The 23,010-nt window shown below is 44.2% G+C and carries 20 protein-coding genes; 5 read left to right on the top strand and 15 right to left on the bottom strand.

Going from position 1 to position 23,010, the window contains the following annotated elements:
• Positions 1–92 precede the first annotated feature (92 nt).
• A complete protein-coding gene (locus NST40_RS04670; protein WP_170914256.1) occupies positions 93–332 on the top strand; it encodes an NHLP leader peptide family RiPP precursor in 240 nt (79 codons plus the stop codon).
• A 10-nt stretch (positions 333–342) separates the two neighbouring features.
• On the opposite strand, the gene NST40_RS04665 is transcribed toward NST40_RS04670, so the two are convergent.
• A complete protein-coding gene (locus NST40_RS04665) occupies positions 343–2,259 on the bottom strand; it encodes a sensor histidine kinase (protein ID WP_256717070.1) in 1,917 nt (638 codons plus the stop codon).
• A gap of 113 nt (positions 2,260–2,372) precedes the next feature.
• On the bottom strand, positions 2,373–4,271 hold the full coding sequence (locus NST40_RS04660; RefSeq protein WP_076218274.1) for a sensor histidine kinase: 1,899 nt from the start codon (positions 4,269–4,271) through the stop codon (positions 2,373–2,375).
• A gap of 257 nt (positions 4,272–4,528) precedes the next feature.
• Here NST40_RS04660 and NST40_RS04655 point away from each other — a divergent pair, with 257 nt between their 5' ends.
• Positions 4,529–4,933: a hypothetical protein gene (locus NST40_RS04655; RefSeq protein WP_051490926.1), complete on the top strand. Its 405-nt coding sequence runs from the start codon at positions 4,529–4,531 to the stop codon at positions 4,931–4,933.
• A gap of 89 nt (positions 4,934–5,022) precedes the next feature.
• Here the strand turns inward: NST40_RS04655 and NST40_RS04650 are convergent, their stop codons facing one another.
• Positions 5,023–6,249, bottom strand: a complete 1,227-nt coding sequence (locus NST40_RS04650; RefSeq protein WP_076129276.1) for an MFS transporter — start codon at positions 6,247–6,249, stop codon at positions 5,023–5,025.
• A gap of 210 nt (positions 6,250–6,459) precedes the next feature.
• Here NST40_RS04650 and NST40_RS04645 point away from each other — a divergent pair, with 210 nt between their 5' ends.
• Positions 6,460–7,119: a peptidylprolyl isomerase gene (locus NST40_RS04645; RefSeq protein WP_076276857.1), complete on the top strand. Its 660-nt coding sequence runs from the start codon at positions 6,460–6,462 to the stop codon at positions 7,117–7,119.
• A gap of 135 nt (positions 7,120–7,254) precedes the next feature.
• Here NST40_RS04645 and NST40_RS04640 read toward each other — a convergent pair whose 3' ends face one another.
• The 3 genes from NST40_RS04640 to NST40_RS04630 all read right to left on the bottom strand — a co-directional run bounded on the left by NST40_RS04640 (position 7,255) and on the right by NST40_RS04630 (position 10,404).
• Entirely contained in the window at positions 7,255–8,361 is a 1,107-nt protein-coding gene (locus NST40_RS04640; protein WP_076276830.1) for a Glu/Leu/Phe/Val dehydrogenase, read from the bottom strand.
• A gap of 204 nt (positions 8,362–8,565) precedes the next feature.
• Positions 8,566–9,498: a manganese-dependent inorganic pyrophosphatase gene (locus tag NST40_RS04635; protein ID WP_076129278.1), complete on the bottom strand. Its 933-nt coding sequence runs from the start codon at positions 9,496–9,498 to the stop codon at positions 8,566–8,568.
• 99 nt (positions 9,499–9,597) lie between these two features.
• Positions 9,598–10,404, bottom strand: a complete 807-nt coding sequence (locus tag NST40_RS04630; protein WP_076129279.1) for an AAC(3) family N-acetyltransferase — start codon at positions 10,402–10,404, stop codon at positions 9,598–9,600.
• Positions 10,405–10,583: 179 nt separating this feature from the next.
• On the opposite strand from NST40_RS04630, the gene NST40_RS04625 reads away from it, so the two are divergent.
• Entirely contained in the window at positions 10,584–11,561 is a 978-nt protein-coding gene (locus NST40_RS04625; RefSeq protein ID WP_076276829.1) for a ring-cleaving dioxygenase, read from the top strand.
• Positions 11,562–11,620: 59 nt separating this feature from the next.
• On the opposite strand, the gene NST40_RS04620 is transcribed toward NST40_RS04625, so the two are convergent.
• Positions 11,621–12,322 carry a YjjG family noncanonical pyrimidine nucleotidase gene (locus tag NST40_RS04620; RefSeq protein WP_076194170.1) on the bottom strand — a complete coding sequence of 234 codons (702 nt, stop codon included), beginning with the start codon at positions 12,320–12,322 and terminating at the stop codon, positions 11,621–11,623.
• 168 nt (positions 12,323–12,490) lie between these two features.
• Here NST40_RS04620 and NST40_RS04615 point away from each other — a divergent pair, with 168 nt between their 5' ends.
• A complete protein-coding gene (locus NST40_RS04615; RefSeq protein ID WP_076129282.1) occupies positions 12,491–13,426 on the top strand; it encodes an MraY family glycosyltransferase in 936 nt (311 codons plus the stop codon).
• Positions 13,427–13,874: 448 nt separating this feature from the next.
• On the opposite strand, the gene NST40_RS04610 is transcribed toward NST40_RS04615, so the two are convergent.
• From NST40_RS04610 to qoxB, 8 genes are all read right to left on the bottom strand, one after another.
• Entirely contained in the window at positions 13,875–14,396 is a 522-nt protein-coding gene (locus NST40_RS04610; RefSeq protein ID WP_076276828.1) for a mismatch-specific DNA-glycosylase, read from the bottom strand.
• Positions 14,397–14,435: 39 nt separating this feature from the next.
• The gene (locus NST40_RS04605; protein WP_342410443.1) at positions 14,436–14,990 is read right to left on the bottom strand and encodes an RNA 2'-phosphotransferase; all 555 of its coding nucleotides are present in this window, start codon (positions 14,988–14,990) and stop codon (positions 14,436–14,438) included.
• Between the two features lie 355 nt (positions 14,991–15,345).
• Positions 15,346–17,388 (bottom strand): hypothetical protein, encoded by a 2,043-nt coding sequence (locus NST40_RS04600; protein ID WP_143759854.1) that lies wholly within the window; start codon positions 17,386–17,388, stop codon positions 15,346–15,348.
• Entirely contained in the window at positions 17,342–18,244 is a 903-nt protein-coding gene (locus NST40_RS04595; RefSeq protein ID WP_036680830.1) for an ABC transporter ATP-binding protein, read from the bottom strand. The genes NST40_RS04600 and NST40_RS04595 overlap by 47 nt, the downstream gene beginning before the upstream one ends.
• Positions 18,237–18,626: a GntR family transcriptional regulator gene (locus NST40_RS04590; protein WP_036680827.1), complete on the bottom strand. Its 390-nt coding sequence runs from the start codon at positions 18,624–18,626 to the stop codon at positions 18,237–18,239. Before NST40_RS04590 ends, NST40_RS04595 begins: the two co-directional genes overlap by 8 nt.
• A 1,521-nt stretch (positions 18,627–20,147) precedes the next feature.
• Positions 20,148–20,438: a cytochrome aa3 quinol oxidase subunit IV gene (qoxD, locus tag NST40_RS04585; RefSeq protein ID WP_036680878.1), complete on the bottom strand. Its 291-nt coding sequence runs from the start codon at positions 20,436–20,438 to the stop codon at positions 20,148–20,150.
• A 4-nt stretch (positions 20,439–20,442) separates the two neighbouring features.
• Positions 20,443–21,039, bottom strand: a complete 597-nt coding sequence (qoxC, locus tag NST40_RS04580) for a cytochrome aa3 quinol oxidase subunit III (protein ID WP_042124373.1) — start codon at positions 21,037–21,039, stop codon at positions 20,443–20,445.
• On the bottom strand, positions 21,036–22,979 hold the full coding sequence (gene qoxB / locus NST40_RS04575; protein ID WP_076129582.1) for a cytochrome aa3 quinol oxidase subunit I: 1,944 nt from the start codon (positions 22,977–22,979) through the stop codon (positions 21,036–21,038). The genes qoxC and qoxB overlap by 4 nt, the downstream gene beginning before the upstream one ends.
• Positions 22,980–23,010 lie beyond the last annotated feature (31 nt).

Here is a 23,010-nt window from a genome sequence, read left to right as displayed (position 1 = left end):
CTATTATTTTGTAATAAAAAGAATAGTATTAGTAGTTTTGCTATGTTATATTATTAAAGGTAAATATATACAATTTGGGAAGGGTGATTATTATGTCAGAAGCAATTCTTAGAAATCAAGTCATTCAAAAGGCATGGGAAGATCCAAGTTTCAAGAAAAGACTACTCTCAGACCCAAAAGCGGCTCTCCAAGAAGCACTAGGCGTAATTATTCCCGACAGCGTTACCTTGAAAGCCGTTGAAGAAGGCTCCAACGAATTCTATCTTGTAATTCCACCAAGTCCTACATCCGATGTATTGAAGGCAACCGCAGCACCACGCGGTTCGTGGTAAGACAACAAGATTAACCCCCTAAGGAGTGAGAATCATCCGGAGCTTCTGCCAATGGCAGTATGGTGATGGATTCGGTTCCCACTCCTTTTTTGCTTGTAAATTTCACTTTACCTTGCATAGCTTCGATGATACGGAAAGTGACCATTAATCCAAGACCTGTCCCTTTATTCTTTTTAGTGAAATAAGGCTCTCCCAATCGGTGCAGGACATCCGCGTCCATCCCTTCCCCGTTGTCTTTGATATGAATGATTACGTTCTCCTCTTCCGCATACACCGACATATAGATAAACCCTTCGTCACGGAAAGATTCAATGCTATTTTTGATAATGTTGATGAAGGCTTGCTTAAACTTTGAGGAATTCCCCTTCACCCATAATTCGCCCGATACATCGAGAATCATTTTTCCTCCATTTAAATGACAAAGCGGCTGCATAATACTCTCAATATGCTTAAATTCATTATACAAATTCAGACTGGAAATCGTCTCAAATTCCGGTTTTGCGAAGGTTAAGAAATCCGTAATGATCCCGGAAGCACGATCCAGCTCACTAAGGGCCATCGACATAAATATTTCCTCTTCACCAACGGATTTCTCGCTAAGCAGCTGAAGGAAACCCCTAGTTACCTGGAGTGGATTCCGCACTTCATGAGCAACAGATGCAGCAAGCTCGCTAATAATTTCCATTTTTTCTGAACGCTGCAATTCGTTGTTAAAACGCTCTAATTCTTTAGAATAGTTAACAACCTGTTGATGGCTATAGGCTAGTCTTCGCTCCAGAATTACGATCAAGGAGATTATGAAGGCAACAATGCCCCACTTCCACAAGAATAAATCATAGTTCCCCTTATGAATGTAATACCACAGTAACTCTGACACTACAGTAAATGCAGCCGTTCCAAAGCCAATGGCAAAAATGATAGCGTCCCTATTCCCTTTAAGCGAAAATATAATCACACATACGATCAGCAAGATGAACTGAAGGATGAGGATGAACCCGATAATAGTGGTGGATACAAAATAATAAAACTCAATATAGCTATTATTCGATAGAAAATTGATCAAAAGACATAGCAAACAAAATGAGGAGTAAATGACTTGAAATTGACGAAAACGACGGACGATCGCATATTTTCCACTGCCAAATATTTTTTCAAATAAAAGAGTAAGCGCCGGTAAAAGTGAGAATAAAGCCAAATCAAGAAATACATTACTAATCGCGCCTAAATCGCTGTAAAAGGTATAAATAAAAGGAGAATAGGTTATCGAGAGAATTCCGGTTGAACCTATTACAACGGCTAGTGAAGCCACACTGGAAAAATAGTCCCTATTAATGTAGAGAGAGCTTATAAATAGAACGATAGCCACAAGAAAAAAAGCACAGCCCAAAATCACATCGCTGAGTCCATTTTTAATATAATCATTGATTAACAGGTTGTGTTCACCGATCACTACTTCATTTTTAATTCCGATTCTATCCTGCAGCGTTTCAGTCCAAATGTATAATGTTTTCCCACTATCGCTTTGACTCAAAGGCAACAACAAAGAATAGTTATCCTTAATATAATTACGATCTTCCTCGAAGATCAAACGGTCGTTCACATACACCTTCACATGAAGAGCATATAAAGTATCAATGTAGATTGAAGGGGAGATATAACTAAAGTTAGGTATGGAAATACGAGTCCAAGAAGTGGATACGCCTGATGGCAGATGTGGGATTTCCTTCGTAGCATTCACATTTATCCAATACTGCTGGTCATTATTCTGTGGAACCTCTATGCCGCTGTTTTCGGTTCCATCGCCCCATCTCATCTGCCAACTGGTAATTTCTTGGGATGGATATGGGGTCGCTGCTGATACAACAATTGAACTATATCCTATCAGAAGGAGAGTAAGAGCTATTGCTATATGTAGGACTTTAATCATCAAGCGCATATATGCACCTCAGAAGTAAGTATCAGAAACAATATTCTGTCTGTACTACTTCGCTCAGCCCCTCACTCTTTCCTTCTAAAAAACGGAATTATCATAAATTACTTCTAAATTCTTCTAAGTTCTGGTATTTTTACTATAATTTCAGTCCCTTCCCCTTTCTCACTGCGAAACTCAGTGCATCCCTCCATCGCCTCAATAATCCGAAAGGTTACCATCAGTCCAAGCCCCGTTCCTTTGGTCTTATTGGAGTAATAAGGTTCCCCTAACCGAGCCAGCTCATTCCGGTTCATCCCTTCCCCATTATCATGAACACTGATTATTATATGTTTTCCAGACTTCCAGGCTGTGACTTTAATCAGCCCATTGTCCTTTAAAGCTTCGATGCTATTTTTGAGAATGTTGATAAACGCTTGCTTGAACTTGGCAGATGATCCAGTAACGTAAAGTCCTGGCTGCAGATTAAGTTCAATGACGCCCCCTTGCAGATTCGCTAACGGAGAAAGAATACCCGTCACATGCCTCAACTCTTCAGACACATCAAGCTGCTCTACGGTTTCAAGTCCTGGTTTAGCGAAGGTTAGGAAGTCTGTAATAATGAGCGTAGCTCGATCCAGTTCTGTCACTGCCATTTGCAGATATTCCCGCTCCTTTTGATCTGAACGCTCCCCAAGAATCTGCAGAAACCCCCGGGTAACCTGCAATGGATTCCGTACTTCATGGGCAACCGAAGCTGCCAGCTCACTAATAATCTCCATCTTCTCCGAGCGCTGCAAATCATTATTGAACTTCTCAAGCTGATGGGAATATTCAATAAGTTGTTCATGGTTTCGAGTAAACCTTCTTCCCAGAATGACGATTAAGGCAATTACGAAAATCACCATTCCCCATTTCCACCAATATAATTGATAGGATTGCCCCGATGCATAGAACATGACCAGTTCACTAAGAGACATGAAAGCAAATATTGAGAACCCTGAAGTAAAAATAACAGCATCTACATTGCCACGGTTCGCGTGTATAAACGCTAAGCTGATCAAAAGTATAATTTGTACAATCATAAGGATACCTAGCACACTCGTAGTCATCAATCGATAAAAGTCATCCACCTGATAGGACAGAAGAATATTAATAACCATTAGGGAAAAACAAAATACAGAATAGACAATTTGAAACTTACGGAAACGTGTAACGATTCTCTTTTTCCCTGGACCAAATATTTTCTCAAAATAAAATGTAAAGGATGGCAAAAGCGTATATAAAGCTACATCAAAGAAAACAAGTACGATCTCTCCATAATCGCCGAGGATTGTCGGCAGGAACGATGAATACGTTACCACTAAGACGCCAATGGATAAAATAATCAGCACCAATAGATATCCGCCTGAAAAATAGCCTTTTCTCATGAATAGCGAGCAGATCAGCAGTACAACCGCAATAAAAATAAGCGTCGTTCCAATGATCAGATCCATTAAGCCCTGCTTTACATAAACAGATAACAGCTCATCGTATTGGCCTACTCTTATTTCGCCGTGGATCCCTAAGTCTTTGCTGCCACCATGGGTCCATAAATATAGCTGTTGTCCTCCAACACTTTTGGACAGAGGAATAAAAACCTTACTGCCATTGAAATTAAAATCTTTTCCGGAATCATATATTAATTCGTTATTTAAATAAGCCTTAACATTATTTCCATATACTTTATCTATGAATAACGCAGATTTATCACTAATTTGTGGTAAAGTAAACCGCAGCCAGGCTGAGGTTGCTCCACTTGGAGTCTCTGGGCTTTTCCCATGAGGCATAACACGAGTCCATTCTTCATCAAGAGCTGCCACAGCTTCTTCAATATGATCTATTTCTATACGTTCAAATTTAATCTCCCAATTGGGCAGCGTAGAGTCTGATGATTCAGCACTCACTATCGCCGTACCAAAAGGAACCATAGCGGTCAGCAGTAGAATTAATAAAAAAGCAGCCGCTATATTGAGCTTTGGCAACTTCATCGTAGCACCTCAGTAATTCATTAGTTGTTTAAACGTTCATATATGCTTCTTAATTTCGACAAGCTTCGCACTATCCCTGCCTATTCTTGTAAATTTTCTCGAAAAAGAACGTTTTTCATCGGCTTTTGCTTTCACCCATTTTTTACTAATCCAATATAGACATACCCATTTATTGGATCAGCGATTCGATCATGGTCAAACGGGTAAAGATAAACATAGGAAGTTCAAATTTTATCATAAAAAAGGAGTGAACGGCTATGGATAGTTCACCAAATAAAACTGAAGCTGACTTTGAATATGAACGTTATATACAAGCTGATATGGATGAAGAGGATATTGTTGATGATGACGCAGATCCTGTCTTGGTTGGCGATAAATACTTGGCAGCAGATATTGGTTTAAACTCACCTAAGGATGTAATCGAAAGAGATGAGCTGGTGGAATCCGATGCATATCTAGCCGCTGAAACCGCAGGATTAACCCTAGATGATACGGATTATACTAAGGATGAGGAACTCTTGGAGATGGAAGAAGAAGATCAGCCGCTGGAGGATGTTCCAGATGCAGACGATGTATATCCAAATTCCATTATTGACCCTGCCTCCCCGCCAGTGGATGTTATGCCGGGAACAGACGTTTTGAACGGTTCGCAGGGAGAATAGCAGCTTAATATGAATAAAGCCGCCGGGCTGTGAGCGCGGCGGCTTTATGTTGTTTCTTCTAAATAACGACATGCTCAATGAGGTAGCAGTTAGCTCTGCATCGTTGTTGGCTGTTCTGCGGGACGAGCAGCGGCGATTTGCGCTTCCAGCTTGCGGGTCTTAACCAATATCGCTGCTACCAGCAGCATCACTCCATTGATTACAAACACCCAGCGAATTGGAATAACCGCGCCCAATAAGCCGCCGATAATCGGTCCAGCCATCGTCGCAAGCTGAGATGCCGCCTGATTCAGGCCAAAGGCCCGTCCACGGAATCCCGGCTCAATTACTTGTACAATCATGGCATTGACTGACGGCAGCACACCTGCATAGAACAAGCCGTATGCAAAGCGAAGGATAGCGAACTCTACATAGCCCGAAACAAAAAACTGTAGAATATTACCGATCCCGCCCCCGATCAGACCAATAAATAAGATCATCCCAAAGCCTTTTCGGCTGCCGAGTCTGCCCCACTGCGGAGCCATCAGCACCGTAGCAATCCCCACAGCAGAGAATACGATTCCCGAGCTTAGCGAGGCACTATTTTTGGAGATCCCCATGTCCAGTAGATAAATTGGGATTAACGGTTCCAGAATCATAACGGAGAAGGTACTGATTCCCGCCAGCGAGAGCAAAGTAATAAAAGCTCGGTTACTTCTCGCTTCCCTGATATCATCACTTACATGTGACCTTGGAGCCGAACGGTCGAAGTTCTCCTCTTTTGCAAAAAAAGTAGCAATGAGCGCTGAGATAAGTACAATACCCGCTGAGAATAAAAAAGCAATCCGGTTGCTGGTATAATAGCTCACTACACCGCCAATTAATGGCCCAATAATACTACCTGTCGCTCCGGCTGTAGACATAATACTTAAAGCGTACCCCGTCTTATGCTCAGGTGTATTGGTGGCTACCATTGCAATAGCTGCTGGAACAAAACCGGCAAGCAGTCCTTGCAGCACACGCACAATCAAAAAAACATAAGGATCATGTACAAAATAATTAATAAGGTATAAAGCTGCCAGACTAAAACCCGAGCGAATAAGCATCGGTTTCCGACCATACTTGTCGGCTAGCGAACCCCAATAGGGAGAGATTAAAGCGCTGGCAAGAAAGGTTATTCCAAAACTAACCCCTGACCAAATCTCCAAATGATTTGAAACCCCAAGTTCGTCGCTCAAAAAAATGGAAAGGAAGGGAATCGAGATCGAATAAGCTGTACTACAAAAGAAAACCCCTACCCAAAGCACGATCAAATTCCGCTTCCACGAAAAGAGCATCCTATGCACATCCTTTCTCGATGTTCTCTTTGGAAACATCCTACCATTGTAAACTTCTTTTTAAGATGTGCCAATCCCAGAAGTCATAACTGACCTTTGCATGTAATAGGACAAAGGAGGTATTATGGGAAGTACCTACGAGATTATTCAATAAAAAGGAGAGATTATTTAGTGAAGTCTACACGAACAAAATCCGCTATTCTTCTGATCATGTTATGCCTGGTCATGGTTATTGCGGCAGGTTGCGGTAACAAGCCAAACAATAACAATGCAAGCAGTAATAATGGAAGCAGCGGATCAGCACCTGGGGAAGGTGCAGCCCCAACTGAAGGCGTTCCTTCAGCTACGGCAAGTCATCCCTTAGTAACCATTGAAATGGGAGACGGGGATATCATCCAAGCTGAGCTATACCCTGAGGTTGCCCCTAACACCGTAAACAATTTCATCTCACTTATTCAAAAAGGATTTTATGATAACACTATATTCCATAGAGTAATTCCTAACTTCATGATTCAAGGCGGCGACCCTGATGGTACAGGTATGGGAGGCCCGGGTTACAGTATCGCTGGAGAATTCTCTGGCAACGGGTTCACCAATAACCTTCTGCATACAGAAGGTGTTCTATCCATGGCAAGATCACAGGCTCCTGACTCTGCCGGTTCCCAGTTCTTTATTATGGATGCAGCTTACCCTAGTCTAGATGGAAGCTACGCCGCTTTTGGTAAAGTAACTGAAGGAATCGAAGCTGTAAAAAGAATTGTGAGCCTGCCTCGTGACGGTTCTGATCGTCCAGATGAGCCACCAGTCATGAAAAAGGTGACGGTCGACACCTTCGGCGTCACTTACCCAGAACCGCAAAAGGTTCAGTAATTAGGAATAAGCAGAAACCACGTTACCGTCCTCGAAATAAAATAAACGTTTCTTGTAGAAATAAAAGAACATAAAAAACTCGGCAGTCCCTCCGAAGTTGTAATCGGATGGAAATTGCCGAGTTTTTTTTACAGCTTATCCCCGCAGCGATCTTCTGCTAAGTGCATGTTGACCATTACGCAGAAAGGTGCTGCGGCTATTTCTTAATAGCGCTATCCGGTCCTCTGCAAGCTGGTTTGCAGCGGCATAAGTAGGTATTCCGTTCAAACGGGAAATTTCCATTACGCGGGTAATATTGTCGTAAATCTTCGCCACCTGCTTAAAGGCACGTTCCTTATTATAGCCGTTCAGCTCGTCCGCAATATTAATGACGCCACCTGCATTAATCACGTAATCTGGAGCATATACAATCCCCATCTCATGAAGTGCATCACCATGCGAGGAATCCTTCAGCTGATTATTAGCAGCTCCTGCAATCACTTTCGCCTTGATTAACCGTAAGGATTCATCGTTAATTGTCGCTCCAAGAGCGCAAGGAGCATAAATATCACAATCTACACTGATGATATCGCCTGGATCTACAGCCTTGGCGCCATAGGCCTCTACTGCACGTTGAACGGCTGGTTTATGGATGTCCGTTACGATAAGCTGTGCTCCTTCTTCATGAAGATGTTTGCACAGTGTAAAGGCCACGTTCCCCACACCTTGAACAGCTACTGTCTTCCCTTCGAGCGAATCACTGCCAAAGGCGGCTTTAGCGGCTGCCTTCATTCCTTGGTAAACACCGTAAGCCGTTGCTGGTGACGGATTGCCCGAAGAACCGTACGTTGGTGAGGTGCCAGTAACATAATCTGTCTCTTGATAAATAATGTTCATGTCCTCTTCCGTAGTCCCTACATCTTCAGCAGTTATGTACCGTCCATTTAAACCTTGTATGTATCTTCCGAAAGCACGGAACATGGCTTCATTTTTATCCTTCTTGGGATCTCCAATGATTACTGTTTTCCCACCACCCAAATTCAGGCCGGATACTGCATTTTTATAGGTCATCCCTTTTGCTAATCGAAGCGCATCAACAATAGCTTCCTCTTCCGTAGCATAGGTCCACATCCGCGTTCCACCCAGTGCTGGTCCTAGTGTCGTGTCATGAATCGCGATGATCGCCTTTAATCCCGATGCCTTATCCTGACAAAATAATAATTCCTCGTAGTCGTCCCGTTCCAATGCTGCAAACAATTCCATTTCCAATATCCCCTATCCCTTTGTCATATTCCTCATGCTGGTTCAAAGTTCATGCAATTGGAAGAGGATCAGTTGGATCCCCTCCCAAAATATTGTAGCAGAATACGCCGTAAAACAAAAAGAACTCATGTCACCATCTTAACTACTGATGGGGCATGAGCTCTTTTTATCCAATCTACTCTCATAGACAACTGTCAAAATGCTTTACAGTTTAGCAATCGTCTCTGTAAGTACCGGTACGATTTGTGATTTACGGGATACTACACCTTTAAGAAGGGCTTTATTGTCATCAAGCTTCACGTTGTACGCCTGTTCTACTGCACCTGCAACACGGCCCAGAGCCAGACCCACCGAATCGTTGTTGAGGATATCTGTAACTACGAACAGGAACAGATCCAATTCTTTTTCAGCAATAATGGAAGTCAGTGCAGTTTCCAGTTCAGCCTGCTTGGAGAGTACATCATTAACGTCAACCGCGTTCACTTGGGCGATTTCTACTTTGTATTCACCCATTTTGAATTCCTTAGCATCCAAGGAGATCAGTTGAGCGATACTCTTGTCGCTAAGATCAGCACCAGCCTTCAGCATATCAAGGCCGTAGCTTTCTGCATTTACACCAGCGATTTCAGCCAATTCGCGTGCTGCAGCTACATCTTCAGCGGTGCAGGTTGGAGATTTAAACAGCAAGGAATCAGAAATGATTGCAGACAACATCAATCCGGCGATGTCTTTAGGGATAGCTACACCGTTTTCTTTATACATTTTGTTAAGAATAGTAGCAGTACAGCCTACTGGCTCAGCACGGTAGTATAACGGATGTGCAGTCTCAAAATTAGCGATCCGGTGATGGTCGATAACTTCAATTACACGCACTCGATCAATGTCATTCGCACTTTGTTGGCGTTCATTATGGTCAACAAGAATAACCTGATTAGCTTCTCCAGCTACGTTCTCTACCAGACGAGGAGCCTCAACTCCGAAATGATCAAGCGCAAATTGCGTTTCACCACTAACGTCACCCAGACGAACTGGCTCAGCATCCCAGCCTAATTCTTTTTTGAGTGCTGCATAAGCAATTGCCGAACAAATAGTATCCGTATCCGGATTTTTGTGTCCAAAGACCAATGTTTTTTCCATTTCCAATCTCCTTACTATGTTTTAGTGAGATTAATATACCATACATTGATAGCGTCTTCCAGATTGTGCGAGCTGAAAAAATGGTTTAGCCTCTCCCACCTACGGTTGTTCACGTCTGGTCTTTGGAAGCGGATCTGGTTTGGACTCACCATGCAGCGGTTCATTATCGGAGAAAAGATCAGGGTTCTCTTTTAGCATCAGGCTTAAAATATCCGTCGTTTCTACTGTTCCACACACTCTAACTAGTGCATCCCCGAAGTTCCCCTTACGCATGGCACCGCCTTCCTCAAGCTCGCGTTCCACTTTCCAAAAATGCTCCGACCAAGAGAGACCACAATGTCTGCGAGAAGGCACCATGATTTCATCGCCACCCGGCGTCACCGTATATAATTCCTCATGACTATCCGTCATTCTGCCCGGAATATCCACCCACTCTTCAATACCGTGAATGAACGTATTCCGCCGCAGATCGACGCCCAGCAGTACTATTTCCGCCTTCCGATCAAGCAGCTTGCCCCACACTGAACCACGGGCGCATGGCGTATCCCAACGTTCATCCCCTGCAGTAAACGCCTCAGCATCAACACCCAAAGCCGCTACAGAGTGAGTCGGATGCCAAGAGCGGACAACACCTGGACGTTTTCTGAACAGCTCGGGTAATATCCCTACACAAGATGGGGAATCTTGAACAAAGAAGCGCGGATTATCCGCATTAATATAAGCCCATGTATGCGTTGGCAAAACAAGCAGCCCATCCTTCATATATTCACTGAGTGCATCCAGCACCGTGTTCGCGCCTCCTTCTACTTCGCCAACACTTTTTAACGAGGAATGAACTAAAATGGTCCCCCGTGGATCAATCCCTAACTCCTGTAATTGTTTCATCAAGCTTGTTGTTGTGTGCACTATTCTCTCTCCTTATGTATGAATTAAATTTCATGAAACATTAATATCCACTTGCAAAAATTTCTTATTACTATTAAAATTATAGTAACTTAATAATATTCACCAAAGATTTTATCGATATATTAACAATAAATTAAAATAATCCACAAACCCAAAGCATTTACACGGAGGTAACTACCATGAGTTTAACGTTAAAAGGACTTCACCATGTCTCAGCTATTACAGGCAAAGCACAGGAGAACTTTAAGTTCTATACAGAGGTACTTGGACTGCGTCTCATTAAAAAAACAGTAAATCAGGATGATATTTCAGTGTACCATTTATTCTATGGAGATGAGAAGGGGAATCCCGGAACCGAATTAACCTTTTTCGAGCTTCCGATGGCAGGCCGCAACCGAGAGGGCAATAACAGCATCTCCGCGCTCTCCCTTCGATTGCCAAGCGATGCCGCACTTACCTACTGGGAGCAACGCTTCACCGAGCTTAACGTGGAGCATGGGACGATACAGGAACTTGGTGGACGCCAGACTTTATCCTTCCGCGATCACGAGAGCCAACGTTTCATTCTCGTATCCGACGAAAATGATAACGGTGTTGCCGGCGGTACTCCTTGGGCTAAAAGCCCAGTACCTGCCCAATATGGCATTGTAGGCTTAGGACCCGCACATCTCACAGTAGAAAGTGCAGAACATACAGCGGTAGTGCTGGAGCAGTTGCTCGGCTTCCGCCGTATAGGAACCTACCCTTCAACAGTTGCCGGTCAGCCAGATGTGCTCGTATTCGAGACTGGTGAAGGCGGATCAGGTGCTGAGGTTCATCTGGAGGAACGCAATGATCTGGAGCAAGAGCATTTGGGACGTGGCGGGGTACATCACGTCGCATTCCGCGTAGATAATGAAGACGAATTGAAGCAATGGATCGAACACATCCGCCAGGCACAGCTTCCTAATTCCGGTTTCGTCGACCGCTTCTACTTCCGTTCCCTCTATTTCCGCGAGCCTAACGGCATCCTTTTTGAGTTGGCTACAGACGGACCAGGCTTTGCTACAGATGAGCCTATGGAAAGTTTAGGTGAATCCCTTGCGCTGCCGCCATTTCTGGAATCGAAACGCCAGCAAATCGAGGCTTATCTGAAGCCGCTGGATACTCGGCAATAAACCTCTTCAGGTTACTAAATAAAAGGTGTGAGCCGCTTATGCGCTCACACCTTATTTTATTATTGAAGGTTAGTAGCTTTCCCTACAATATCTAGTAGCTCCGACAGGTTTCGGATTTCGTATTTTGGCTGAACGCCGGACTCATTAATCTTCCCTAGCGGGTTAAACCAGCAGGTATCAATCCCATAATTAATTCCGCCTTGAATATCAGAGGTTAAGGAGTCACCCACAATCAATACTTTTTCCTTATCTTCAATCCCCAATTTGGCAAAAGCATAATCAAAAATCCCCGTCTCTGGCTTCTGACATCCTGCCTCCTCTGAGATAATGATCTGCTCAAATGTATCACTCAGCAGCGAGCCTTGGATTCTGGAAGTTTGCACATCCTTGATTCCATTCGTGATAATCGCCAGGCGGCAATCTGCAAGCTCTCCGCATAGCTCGATTGCTCCCTGCATCAGAAAGGTTCCTTCGCCTAAGAAACGTAGATAGGCCTCACTGAATGTTTCAGGATCAAGCTCAAGCGCATGTGCAGCAAACAACCGATTGAACCGCTCAACCCGCAGCGCCGCAGATGAAATCCTTCCTTGTTCTAAATCCCTCCACAATGCGTGGTTAATCTCTTGATAACTGGCAGCATAATCTGCTGCACCTGTGGGCATCCCAAAGTGTAGAAAGGCATTAGACAATGCGTGACTTTCTGCCATTCCATAATCAAACAACGTATCGTCGGCATCAAATAAAATAACATCGTATTTCATAAATATCCCCCAAAGGCTTTTCTCAACAAGGTACTACAGCGTTGCTGGCAAGTCAACTTCACACCCCTCACGACAAAATTTTACTTTTTTAAGGTAGATTTAATCGATCTGTGGTATTTTAAAAAGAAAACGGTGGTGAGCGTCATTTTATACGTTTTATCATTTCTAATGTCATTTCTTATCGTCTACTTTCTAATTCCGCCGCTCGGCAAGCTTGCTTTTCGGCTTGATTTTGTGGACAAGCCTCGGCAGGACGTTGAGCGTAAAATTCATAGAGAGCCCATTCCGCTAACGGCCAGCTACGCCATATTCATCGGATTTTTTATCACTTATCTGGTGTTCGCGCGTGATTTCTCCATGGAGACTGTCGCATTATTTGTAGGTGGCGTACTGTTGCTGACCATAGGCACGGTGGATGATTGGTACAAAACGAAAGGCAAAGATTTCCCAGCTCTGCCCAAGTTAATTGTACAAGTTAGCGCAGCGATCCTGGTTTATGTTTCTGGCAATGCCTTTACCGGATTCTACAATCCATTCTCAGGCGATTATATCGTTTTGCCTGTCATTCTATCGTTTCTGCTGACGATTATCTGGATCTTCGGTGTAACCACAGTTATTAATTTCTCGGATGGCATGGACGGTCTGGCTGGTGCCTTGACGGCCATTTCGGCGATTACATTATTTGTTGTCGCACTGGCAAAGGGGCAATCCTCATCTGCCATTATGGCAATTTCACTGATTGGCGTTACGCTTGCTTATCTGCGCTACAATAAGCCGCCCGCAAAAATCTTTATGGGCGACGCCGGGGCAACCTTTCTCGGCTTCATCCTAGCGGTAATTGCACTCGACGGAGCGTTCAAGCAAGCCACCGTCCTGTCGCTGTTCATTCCGATTCTGGCGCTGGGCGTACCGATCTTCGACAACATTTTTGTCGTAGTCAAACGTTTCATCCAAGGCAAGTCCATTTATCAAGCCGATGCCACCCAGGCTCATTACCGCCTGCTTCGGGCAGGCCTGAACCAGAAGCAGGTCGTTGCCGTGCTTTGCCTGATTAGTGTTTGCCTATCCTTATCCTCTATCATTCTGCTGCTGATTGAGACCTAATGTATTAGGGACTAAGGGCATGTCTCATATACTGAGACTGCCCTTTGAAGTTACAAAAGGAGCAAGATTCCAATATGGAATCTTGCTCCTTTTGTGTTTGAGTGTATTCTAGAGTAGCGAGAGATAGCTAAGATGCGGGAGTTTGCCAGAGCTTGCGAGAGCTACGGGATCTGCGGGATCTGCGGGGTCTACGGATTTACGGATTTACGGAGATCCATGGCCAATTCCCCAGCTTTTACTCTTACGGACTCAGGCGCCGTTATTCGTGGATTTTCGGCCATTTAGTCGTGTTTTCGGACTCCAGAGACGCTATCTACCCAAAATGGACTCATATTCAGTCTATTTCCACCCAATAGCTGCATTGGTGTCCGATAGCGCACAAATTAGAGTGATTTGTTACTTTTAACGACTCCTGTGTCCTTTAGCACCCTAACTCCAAATACATCAATCACCCATCGTTCTCTTGCGTAAACTCGGCTAATCTGCGATAAATCCCAACGATCTCTTCCATCGGCATTCTAACTAATCCGCTAGAAGAGGGTGCAACAAATTCACGAACGCCATCTATATTTGGAGGCACGTCCCCTTGAAATCCCCAGTTAGCTTTTGTTCTGCGACTAAACTCTGTATATACACCCTTACCTACAAAACAGGCGACTTGAGGCCGATATTTCTCCAGCTTGGAGCGAAGCATTTCCCGACCCTCCTGGTATTCTTCACGAGTAATATCGTCGATTCCCCGTGTGGGACGGGCAACAATATTTGTAAACCCATAGCCCAGCTTAAGCAAGTCCCCATCCTCAGACGCATCATACAACCGGGGAGTAAGCCCAGACTGATGTAATATTCTCCAGAAATTATTCCGCGGATTCGCGTAATGATGTCCTACCTCGCCAGAACGGATACTAGGATTGAACCCAATAAATACAATCTGTAATCCGTGATCTAAGTGATCTGGAATTTCATCCATGTTATTATGCCTCCTAACCAAACGTCGATCTAGTTCAACTTACGGGGTATACACCTTAAGACAGGAAGGCGGTATATGACCTGCCAACCATACCTTATTACCCGCATTATAAAAGGTTACACCCATTTGACCCGCTCTAATCGTATCAACGGTTAACAATATCAATTTCCCTCTGCGACTTCCGGCTAAACTGGCAAAATGAGTCCCTTCAGACAAATGAACATACTGCCGTCCCATCGATTGGAGCCCCTCCTCCAAAATCACAGAAAGCACACCAGAATGAGTTCCGTGAAAAAGTATAGCAGGCGGAGTCCCCGGCCCATAAGTGATTTTTGTATGGCTATGCCCGTACCGGGCTTTGATCCGGTCGTCAATGATTTCCAATCGTTGCTTGTCACAATCTGCGACCACTTGCCGAATATCTCCCACAGTCACCTCTGACCATCTAGGAGTGCTTACAATAACAGACAGTAAATCATCCAACCTACAGGAACCATCCTCTGGATCCAAAATAAGACCATATTGCTCTGGGGTATGCCGAAGCAGCTTAGTCATAAACTTACTTAACGACACTTCCGCTGTATTGTTTAACATTATATTTACACCTCAATTTTTCCTATTTATATTATTCTACAGTAAAGGATCTCTTCGAAGCAGATTCCAGAGGCATTACAGCAATCACACATCCATGTATTACCTCTTACTATGCAAAAAAGACCATGGACTCTATCGTCCATGGTCGGGCTTCACCTAAATACAAAACTCCTTACCAGTTAATACAGCGATGTTATTTTACCGGAAACGAATATACTGGTTCAGAGGCTGACCTGAAAGTTCCATTTCATCCTTATCGTATCTCCAAAAGCATAATCCAACTATCCAGTTTATGTAAACCAGTAGTCTTTTATCTGTAATCTTTTACTTACCTTATTCTAAACTTATTCTTAACTTATTTCAGCAATGCTTTCAATTCAGGCGTCATATCCGATTCTTTTAACATTACGAAATCGCTATAACCCTCTTTGTACATCAACTTCACAATGTAGTTGCCATTCTCAACACCATAATGGAAATGATGGTCCAAAATATCTGTTAATAATGTCTTATCCTTCGTAACAGCCGTACGATTCTTTTCGCGTGCAAGCGCTACTCTTTGTTCAGGACTAGTAGGGTTCTTAGGTGTTTGCTCGTCCATATAATCATCTTTTATAATCTCTGCCGATTGGATATCTTCAGCTGTTATTTGTATTTTATCGGCATAACCTTTTTCGTTCATCCACTTTTCAAGCTCATGGAAAGAAGATTTCCATGGATAATAATAACCATAATCTGTAATAACTTGATTACTGTTCTCTTTTGTCTTCACCTCTACTTGGATATTAGCCACATCAGGTTTTCCGTCCTTATCTATTTGTACTTCGTAGGACATATTCGAAATTTCGCGTTTGATAATCTCCTTTAGCTCTGAAATTTCCCCGGGATCAGAAATGGCTACTTTTTTATTCCTGTTAGTAACCCACATAAAATCCAGGTCTTTGTCTAAGAGAGCTAAATCATACTTTTCATACTTGTAAGCTTCGGTATCCTTAACCGCCTCGAGCTCTGATTCAAACCCCTTATTAGGGATCCAGTATTCCCTCACTAGCTTATCGCCGTTCTCCAATTGATAAGCCAGAGTAAAATATTCATAAACGTATTGTCGTGAGGTAAGTTCTGGACGTACTGCAACTACCGCTTGATGGAGTTTACGGACAGCTTCTATATAATCTTTATCATCGGAAAAAGGGTTCTGCCCCATGTAGGGTGTAGTGTACAAATCATCCGTTGGGGTATACAACCGGTAGTTAGCTCCCATATATACACCGCTAATCTTATCACCGGAAGGCACTCTGGCTTCATACCCCGTAACACTTGATACCGGGATATACAGAAGTAACCCTATCATTACCGCATAAACTGCAAACTCAGCTACCATTTTACGCGTCATAATCTGCCATGTTTTCCGAACAATCATTTCTGCGGCAACATAACCAATAATGGCTCCGATGGCATATCCACCAATCACCCAGCCCATTTGCTGTTGCTTCATTTGCGCAAAATAATTACCGGCAATAAGCATGGCACATAACATAACCCCTGCTTTAAACAGTGGGTTGAAATATCCAAAGGCAATAGCCTGACCCGCTTTTTCCGTATTACGTTTACGGTATAACAGGTACGACAACCCGATAAATAGAAGTGCCAATACCCCATAAATCCATAATTCTGTATTGGTGAAGGGTTTGCCGGTAAAATAATACACGATATGAACAAAAGGAGACCATATCTGCGAAATAGAATCACGCAAGTTAGAGTTTGCATTTGCATATCCATAAAGATACATAGCTAAATGGCTGTGGATTAATGAGATCAGTACAGCAGGAAGAATAAGCAAAATATAAATGATAATTCCCTGAAGAATAGATTGGCCCGTACATATTCCCACAAAAACACTAAAGCAAAAGAGGAACAAAGTCAGAATACTAACTGTAATACACCATTGCCAAATATCTGCGCCTTGAAAAATATAAAAATTACCACTCCACGGCTTAACAACGGCAACCACCCCAGCAGTTAACCAAACAGGCAGCAATAGTAAGGTAAGTCCACTCGTCAGATGAGCTGTAAATAAATGCTCTCTGCGTAAAGGCAGGCTATGCCAAAGATCTGCGGGTGATTTTGCCTGAAGGTATCGGAATAAGAATAGTCCTGCGGCAACTGGGATCGTAATGATAAACAAGGCTTGCACACTACCAGCTATGCGAAATAAATGATCAACTTCCTGCGGTTTTGCATCCGGATTGCTGCTCATGAAGAGCTGTAATGGAAGTGCAAATAATAAGCCGAGTGCATATATAATCCCTATCCAGCCATGCTGGCGGAAGTTCTGGCGAAAAATACTGCTATTAAAGTAGTAATGGCTGCGCGTCATATCCGACATCCCCCATTTCATAAATAAAGATCTCTTCTAACGTTAATGGAAGCAAATCGAATACGTATGGCTCGTACACCTGAAAAGCCGCTTTGATCCGTTCACGATCCCCTTTTACAATATATAGGTTCACACTTCCCCGGCGCTCTTGATGCAGAACTTGTAGCTTGGCAGCTAACGGAATCTCATGCCGTTCATCCCGAAACGCCACTTGAATCTTATGTGTATCCGCCTTAAGATCATCCAGATCCTTCTCAATCAACATCTTCCCACCATGCATAATCCCGACATGATCGCACAGATCTTCAATCTCACGAAGGTTATGGGAAGAAATGATTACCGTCAACTCGCGTTCAGCTACCTCCTGAAATAGCAGGTTTTTGATTTGACGCCGCATCACCGGATCTAATCCGTCAATCGGTTCATCCATAATCAGCACATCCGGCATACAGCTTAAACATAACCAGAATGACGCTTGCCGCTGCATCCCTTTGGAGAAACGACTGAGCTTGCGCTTTTTATCGAGCTGAAATACGGTTCCCAAATCTTCAAAACGCTTCTGATTCCAGCTCGGATAAATCGAGCGATAGAAGGCCGCCATTTGCAGCATGGTGGATTGTGGGAAAAAGTAAGGAGCATCCGGCATAAAAATAACCCGTTGCTTAGTCGTCGGGTGTTCGAATACCGCTTCACCATCCACCCGCACGGTCCCCTTATCTGGAGAGTAGATGCCCGCCAATGTTTTGAGCAGCGTTGTTTTGCCTGCGCCATTAGAGCCGAGCAGCCCATAAATTGTTCCTTTATGTACCGTTAAAGAGATATCGTCGACTGCCTTCTCGCCTTGAAATAATTTGCTGACTCCCCGAATCTCAATCATCACTCTTCCCTCCTTCTCTTTGCTTCTCCACTTGTTGGTACAAAGAACTAATCTCAGCTGCGGTGAACCCAAGGTATACCGCCTCCGCCATCAGCCTCAGCAACTCGTTCCGGACTTCCGCTTTTTTGATCGCATTTTGTTCTTTTTTCATCGGGGCTACAAAACTTCCTTTCCCCTGTAATGAATAGATATACCCCTCACGTTCCAATTCACGGTAAGCCTTCTGAATCGTATTGGGATTCACGGTTAGCTGCTGGGATAACGTCCTTACAGAAGGTAGCTGTTCATCCGTCTGCAAAATACCATGCAGAATCATCTCCTTGACCTTATCGGTCAGCTGCTCATAAATCGGCTTCCGACTACGAACGTCCAGTTCGAACATAACCTTCCTCCTTCCACTATCTTGCATTAAATCCATTATGGTGTGTATTAACTGTACTACTATTATTAATACAGTTTGATTTATATGTCAACAAAAAAACCCCAAGATTATCCTTTGGGGATCTATCTATCCCTTGCTATTAATCAAAATTACGTCCGATCGCGCCGAGCCAACCTCATCCACAGTAGTTTTAGGACCCTGATAACGCTGATTCCAGCTTTTAAGGTCACCTGAGTACGACAGCGCCGTGCCATCCTCATTCCCCGTGGCTTTCGGACTCAGATGACGCTATTCGCACATTCTTCGCCTTTTGAGCGAAGTTTCGGACTCCTATGCAGCTATTGCCTAGTAAGGCGCTCATTTGGGGCGTTTTTCACACCAATAGCGACTTTGGGGTCCGTTACAACTCCAAATGACGCTGTTTCCAGCTTTTAAGATCATCTGAGTCCGATCGCGCCAAGTTCCCCTCATCCCCCATGGATTTCGGACCCAGATGACGCTATTCGCACATTTTCCGCCTTTTGAGCGAAGTTTCGGACTCCAGTGCAGCTATTGCCTAGAAAGGCGCTCATTTCGGGCATTTTTCACACCAATAGCGACTTTGGGGTCCGTTACCACTCCAAATGCCGCTGTTTCCCGCTTTTAAGGTCACCTGAGTCCGACAGCGCCGTGCCATCCTCATCCCCCGTAGCTTTCGGACTCAGATGACGCTATTCGAACATTTTTCGTCTTTTGAGCGAAGTTTCGGACTCAGTTGCAACTATTGCCCAAAAAGACGCTCATTTCGGGTGCCTTTTACACCAATAACGACCTTGTGGTCCGTTACCACTCCAAACGCCGCTGTTTCCCGCTTTTAAGATCATCTGAGTCCGATCGCGCCGCCCCCCTTATCTCCCCCGTAGCTTTCGGACCCAGATGACGCTATTCGCACACTTTCCGCCTTTTGAGCGAAGTTCCGGACTCCAGTGCAGCTATTGTCAAGAAAGATGCTCATTTGGGGCATTTTTCACACCAATAGTGGCTATGGGGTCCCTTAGAATTCTAGATACCGTTGATTCCAGCTTTTAAGGTCACCTGAGTCCGACAGCGTTGTGCCATCCTCATCCCCCTGGCTTTCGGACTCAGATGACGCTATTCGCACATTCTTCGCCTTTTGAGCGAAGTTTCGGACTCCTATGCAGCTATTGCCCAAAAAGACGCTCATTTCGGGCGCCTTTTACACCAATAACGACTTTGGGGTCCGTTACCAATCCAAACGCCGCTGTTTCCCGCTTTTAAGATCATCTGAGTCCGATCGCGCCGCCCCCCCTTATCTCCCCCGTAGCTTTCGGACCCAGATGACGCTATTCGCACATTTTCCGCCTTTTGAGCGAAGTTCCGGACTCCAGTGCAGCTATTGCCTAAAAAGACGCACATTTCCGGGCATCCGCTACAATAAACCTCCTAAATAAACGCAAAAAAAGAGACGTCCCTAAGCCATTTTGGCTTTAGAGACGTCCCTTTGAGTATTAGCGTCTGTAATTAAGCATACCAGCCCCATACGAAGATGAAGAGCGTACCGAATATCGTAACTAGACCAACGAATAAGGCATAGGCGATATTGATGTAAAGTTCTTTCTTGGTATCTGCTGATTCACCAATATGCATGAACAGGAAGAGCTGCAAGGAAGCCTGAATGAGGGCTGTAACAAGCAGGATAGCCATGTTCGCAGTGTTGGATAGATCAAGGTAGATTACAGCAAGTGCAGCCACAGAAAGGACAAGAGAGGCTAAGAAACCCATCACATGGCGAATTGGAAACAATTGCTTCATCATGCTACATCAGTCCTTTCAGATAGACGAAGCTGAAAATAAAGATCCAGACAACGTCCAAGAAATGCCAGTACAGCGAGAAGATAAAGGATTTATTGGCCGTAGCCGGATTAATACCTTGACGCTTCAACTGGATTAGAATAGCCGCACCCCACAGGAAACCGAACGATACGTGAGCTCCGTGTGTTCCCAGCAGTACAAAGAGACTGGATAGGAAACCACTGGTTTGAAGTGTAGCCCCTTCGTGAACATAAGTGACAAACTCCGTGATTTCAATACCAAGGAAGCCGAGGCCCATTAGAAGGGTTAGTCCGAAAAAGACCATCATGGCTTTTTGGTAACCATGCCGCATGGCATGAACTGCAAGACCAATCGTGAACGAACTTGTCAGCAGCAGCAATGTTTCGATCATTACTGGACCAATTTCGAAAAGATCCGGCCCGCTAGGGCCGCTGGCAAAACGGTCTACCATTACAAAATAAACAGTGAACAACGTAGCGAACAGTGCAATCTCCGCTCCTAGAAAAACCCAGAAGCCAAAGATTTTATTACTATTCTCTTCTGTTGAGTATTCAAGCGGCTTAGACGCATCTATTTTCATACTGTCTCACCCCGCAATTTCTTTTCAGTAGCAATAACTTCTTCTGCTGGGATGTAGAATCCGTGATCCCGATCAAAGGACATAGCAGCTAGAACAATGAGGATACCTACTCCAGAGAGGATCGCTGGAATCCAAAGACTGAAGACCAGAGAGAACCCTGCAATGAAGAAGATAACACCCAGAACAAATGGTTTTCCTGTGTTGCTAGGCATATGAATCTTAGTAATCTTATCTTCAAAAAGCGGTACTTTATCTTGTTTAGCAGACCAGTAAGCATCGCGTGTTTTTACATTTGGAACCACTGCGAAGTTGTAAGCTGGAATCGGGCTTTTCGTTGCCCATTCCAAAGTACGTGCATCCCACGGATCTCCATCAGTATCTCTTGGTTCGTAACGAGTACTCCAGTAAATGTTATAAACCAGGATTACAAATCCAATAGCGAGACCGATCGCACCTACGAATGAGACCATACTCAGCGGGCCAAATCCGGTATCCGCAGAATAGGTGTATTGTCGGCGGGTCATACCCTTAAGTCCGAGAATAAACAGCGGGAAGAACGATACGTTAAAGGAAATGATAATCCACCAGAAGGCATGCTTGCCAAGACGTTCATTCAGACGGAAACCGAATACTTTAGGGAACCAGTAATGGAACCCTGCGATAACGGCGAAGACCGCACCCGGAATAAGAACGTAGTGGAAATGGGCAACCAGGAACATCGTATTATGGTACTGGTAATCGGCACTGGCCATAGCCAGCATGACACCTGTTACCCCACCAATCGTAAAGATCGGAATAAAGGCCAGGGTGTATAGCATAGGTGTCGTAAAGGTTATTCGCCCTTTTCGTAAGGTAAATAGCCAGTTAAATATTTTCACACCTGTTGGTACGGCAATGGCCATGGTTGTAATCGAGAAGAAGCTGTTAACCATAGCACCTTGACCCATTGTATAGAAATGGTGAGCCCATACTAGGAAGGACAAGAGGGAAATGATCAACATACTGAATACCATGGATGTATATCCATACAGGTTCTTTTTAGAGAAGGTGGCGATAATTTCACTATAAATACCGAATGCCGGTAAGACAACGATATATACTTCAGGGTGACCCCATACCCAGAACAGGTTGGCCCATAACATATCCATACCGCCATTGGCCATCGTAAAGAATTGAGAGCCGAACAACCGGTCGAACATCATCAACGCGAGTGCAACCGTAAGCACAGGGAATGCGAATACGATAATTACGTTGGTGATCAATACGGACCAAGTAAACATCGGCATTTTCATCAACTTCATGCCTGGTGCACGCATTTTCAGAATCGTTACAATAAAGTTAACGCCTGTGAGGAGCGTACCAATACCTGAAATTTGTAGTGCGAGCGAGTAATAGTTATTACCCACCGTTGGACTGAACTCTAGACTTGCTAGCGGGAAATATGCGGACCAACCAGCATCTGGCGATCCCCCGATAACAAACGAAATGTTAAGCAGCATAGCTCCAAAGAAGAAGAGCCAGAAGCTGACAGCATTCAGACGCGGGAAGGCAACGTCTCTAGCACCGATTTGCAGCGGAACGATAACATTCATCAGACCGATAATAAACGGCATGGCCATAAAAAGGATCATAATCAAGCCGTGTGTTGTAAATACCTCGTTGTAATGCTGTGCGTCAAGAAATTTCATGTCCGGGGCTGCTGTTTGCAGCTTCATCATAATAGCGTCAACGCCGCCGCGGAAAAGCATAAGCAATGCAGCGAGGATATACATAATCCCAATACGTTTGTGGTCAACAGTAGTCAACCATTCGCGCCATAAATATCCCCATTTTTTAAAATAGGTCAGGCCGACGATAATCCCGATTGTAGCCAGAACAATACTTGCCATAGCTCCGTATATCAGGGGTTCGCCGTGGACCTTAAATTTATCCCAATCCATTAGGAATCGCTCCTTTCAAGTTGTTCAATTA

The organism is Paenibacillus sp. FSL R10-2778 (assembly GCF_038593035.1).
Taxonomy (GTDB): Bacteria; Bacillota; Bacilli; order Paenibacillales; family Paenibacillaceae; genus Paenibacillus_AQ; species Paenibacillus_AQ odorifer.
The sequence above is the reverse complement of the archived record's forward strand: the minus strand, read 5'-3'. Positions and strand labels throughout refer to the sequence as shown.

Coding starts and splice junctions, on each gene's coding strand:
- NST40_RS04665 (WP_256717070.1), bottom strand. CDS start 2,259: ATGATTAAAGTCCTACATATAGCAATAGCTCTTACTCTCCTTCTGATA.
- NST40_RS04605 (WP_342410443.1), bottom strand. CDS start 14,990: ATGTTAAACAATACAGCGGAAGTGTCGTTAAGTAAGTTTATGACTAAG.
- NST40_RS04600 (WP_143759854.1), bottom strand. CDS start 17,388: ATGAAATGGGGGATGTCGGATATGACGCGCAGCCATTACTACTTTAAT.
- NST40_RS04655 (WP_051490926.1), top strand. CDS start 4,529: ATGGATAGTTCACCAAATAAAACTGAAGCTGACTTTGAATATGAACGT.
- NST40_RS04610 (WP_076276828.1), bottom strand. CDS start 14,396: ATGGATGAAATTCCAGATCACTTAGATCACGGATTACAGATTGTATTT.
- NST40_RS04620 (WP_076194170.1), bottom strand. CDS start 12,322: ATGAAATACGATGTTATTTTATTTGATGCCGACGATACGTTGTTTGAT.
- NST40_RS04615 (WP_076129282.1), top strand. CDS start 12,491: ATGTCATTTCTTATCGTCTACTTTCTAATTCCGCCGCTCGGCAAGCTT.
- NST40_RS04625 (WP_076276829.1), top strand. CDS start 10,584: ATGAGTTTAACGTTAAAAGGACTTCACCATGTCTCAGCTATTACAGGC.
- NST40_RS04670 (WP_170914256.1), top strand. CDS start 93: ATGTCAGAAGCAATTCTTAGAAATCAAGTCATTCAAAAGGCATGGGAA.
- qoxD (WP_036680878.1), bottom strand. CDS start 20,438: ATGAAGCAATTGTTTCCAATTCGCCATGTGATGGGTTTCTTAGCCTCT.
- NST40_RS04640 (WP_076276830.1), bottom strand. CDS start 8,361: ATGGAATTGTTTGCAGCATTGGAACGGGACGACTACGAGGAATTATTA.
- NST40_RS04595 (WP_036680830.1), bottom strand. CDS start 18,244: ATGATTGAGATTCGGGGAGTCAGCAAATTATTTCAAGGCGAGAAGGCA.
- NST40_RS04645 (WP_076276857.1), top strand. CDS start 6,460: ATGTTATGCCTGGTCATGGTTATTGCGGCAGGTTGCGGTAACAAGCCA.
- NST40_RS04590 (WP_036680827.1), bottom strand. CDS start 18,626: ATGTTCGAACTGGACGTTCGTAGTCGGAAGCCGATTTATGAGCAGCTG.
- NST40_RS04660 (WP_076218274.1), bottom strand. CDS start 4,271: ATGAAGTTGCCAAAGCTCAATATAGCGGCTGCTTTTTTATTAATTCTA.
- qoxC (WP_042124373.1), bottom strand. CDS start 21,039: ATGAAAATAGATGCGTCTAAGCCGCTTGAATACTCAACAGAAGAGAAT.
- NST40_RS04650 (WP_076129276.1), bottom strand. CDS start 6,249: ATGCTCTTTTCGTGGAAGCGGAATTTGATCGTGCTTTGGGTAGGGGTT.
- NST40_RS04635 (WP_076129278.1), bottom strand. CDS start 9,498: ATGGAAAAAACATTGGTCTTTGGACACAAAAATCCGGATACGGATACT.
- qoxB (WP_076129582.1), bottom strand. CDS start 22,979: ATGGATTGGGATAAATTTAAGGTCCACGGCGAACCCCTGATATACGGA.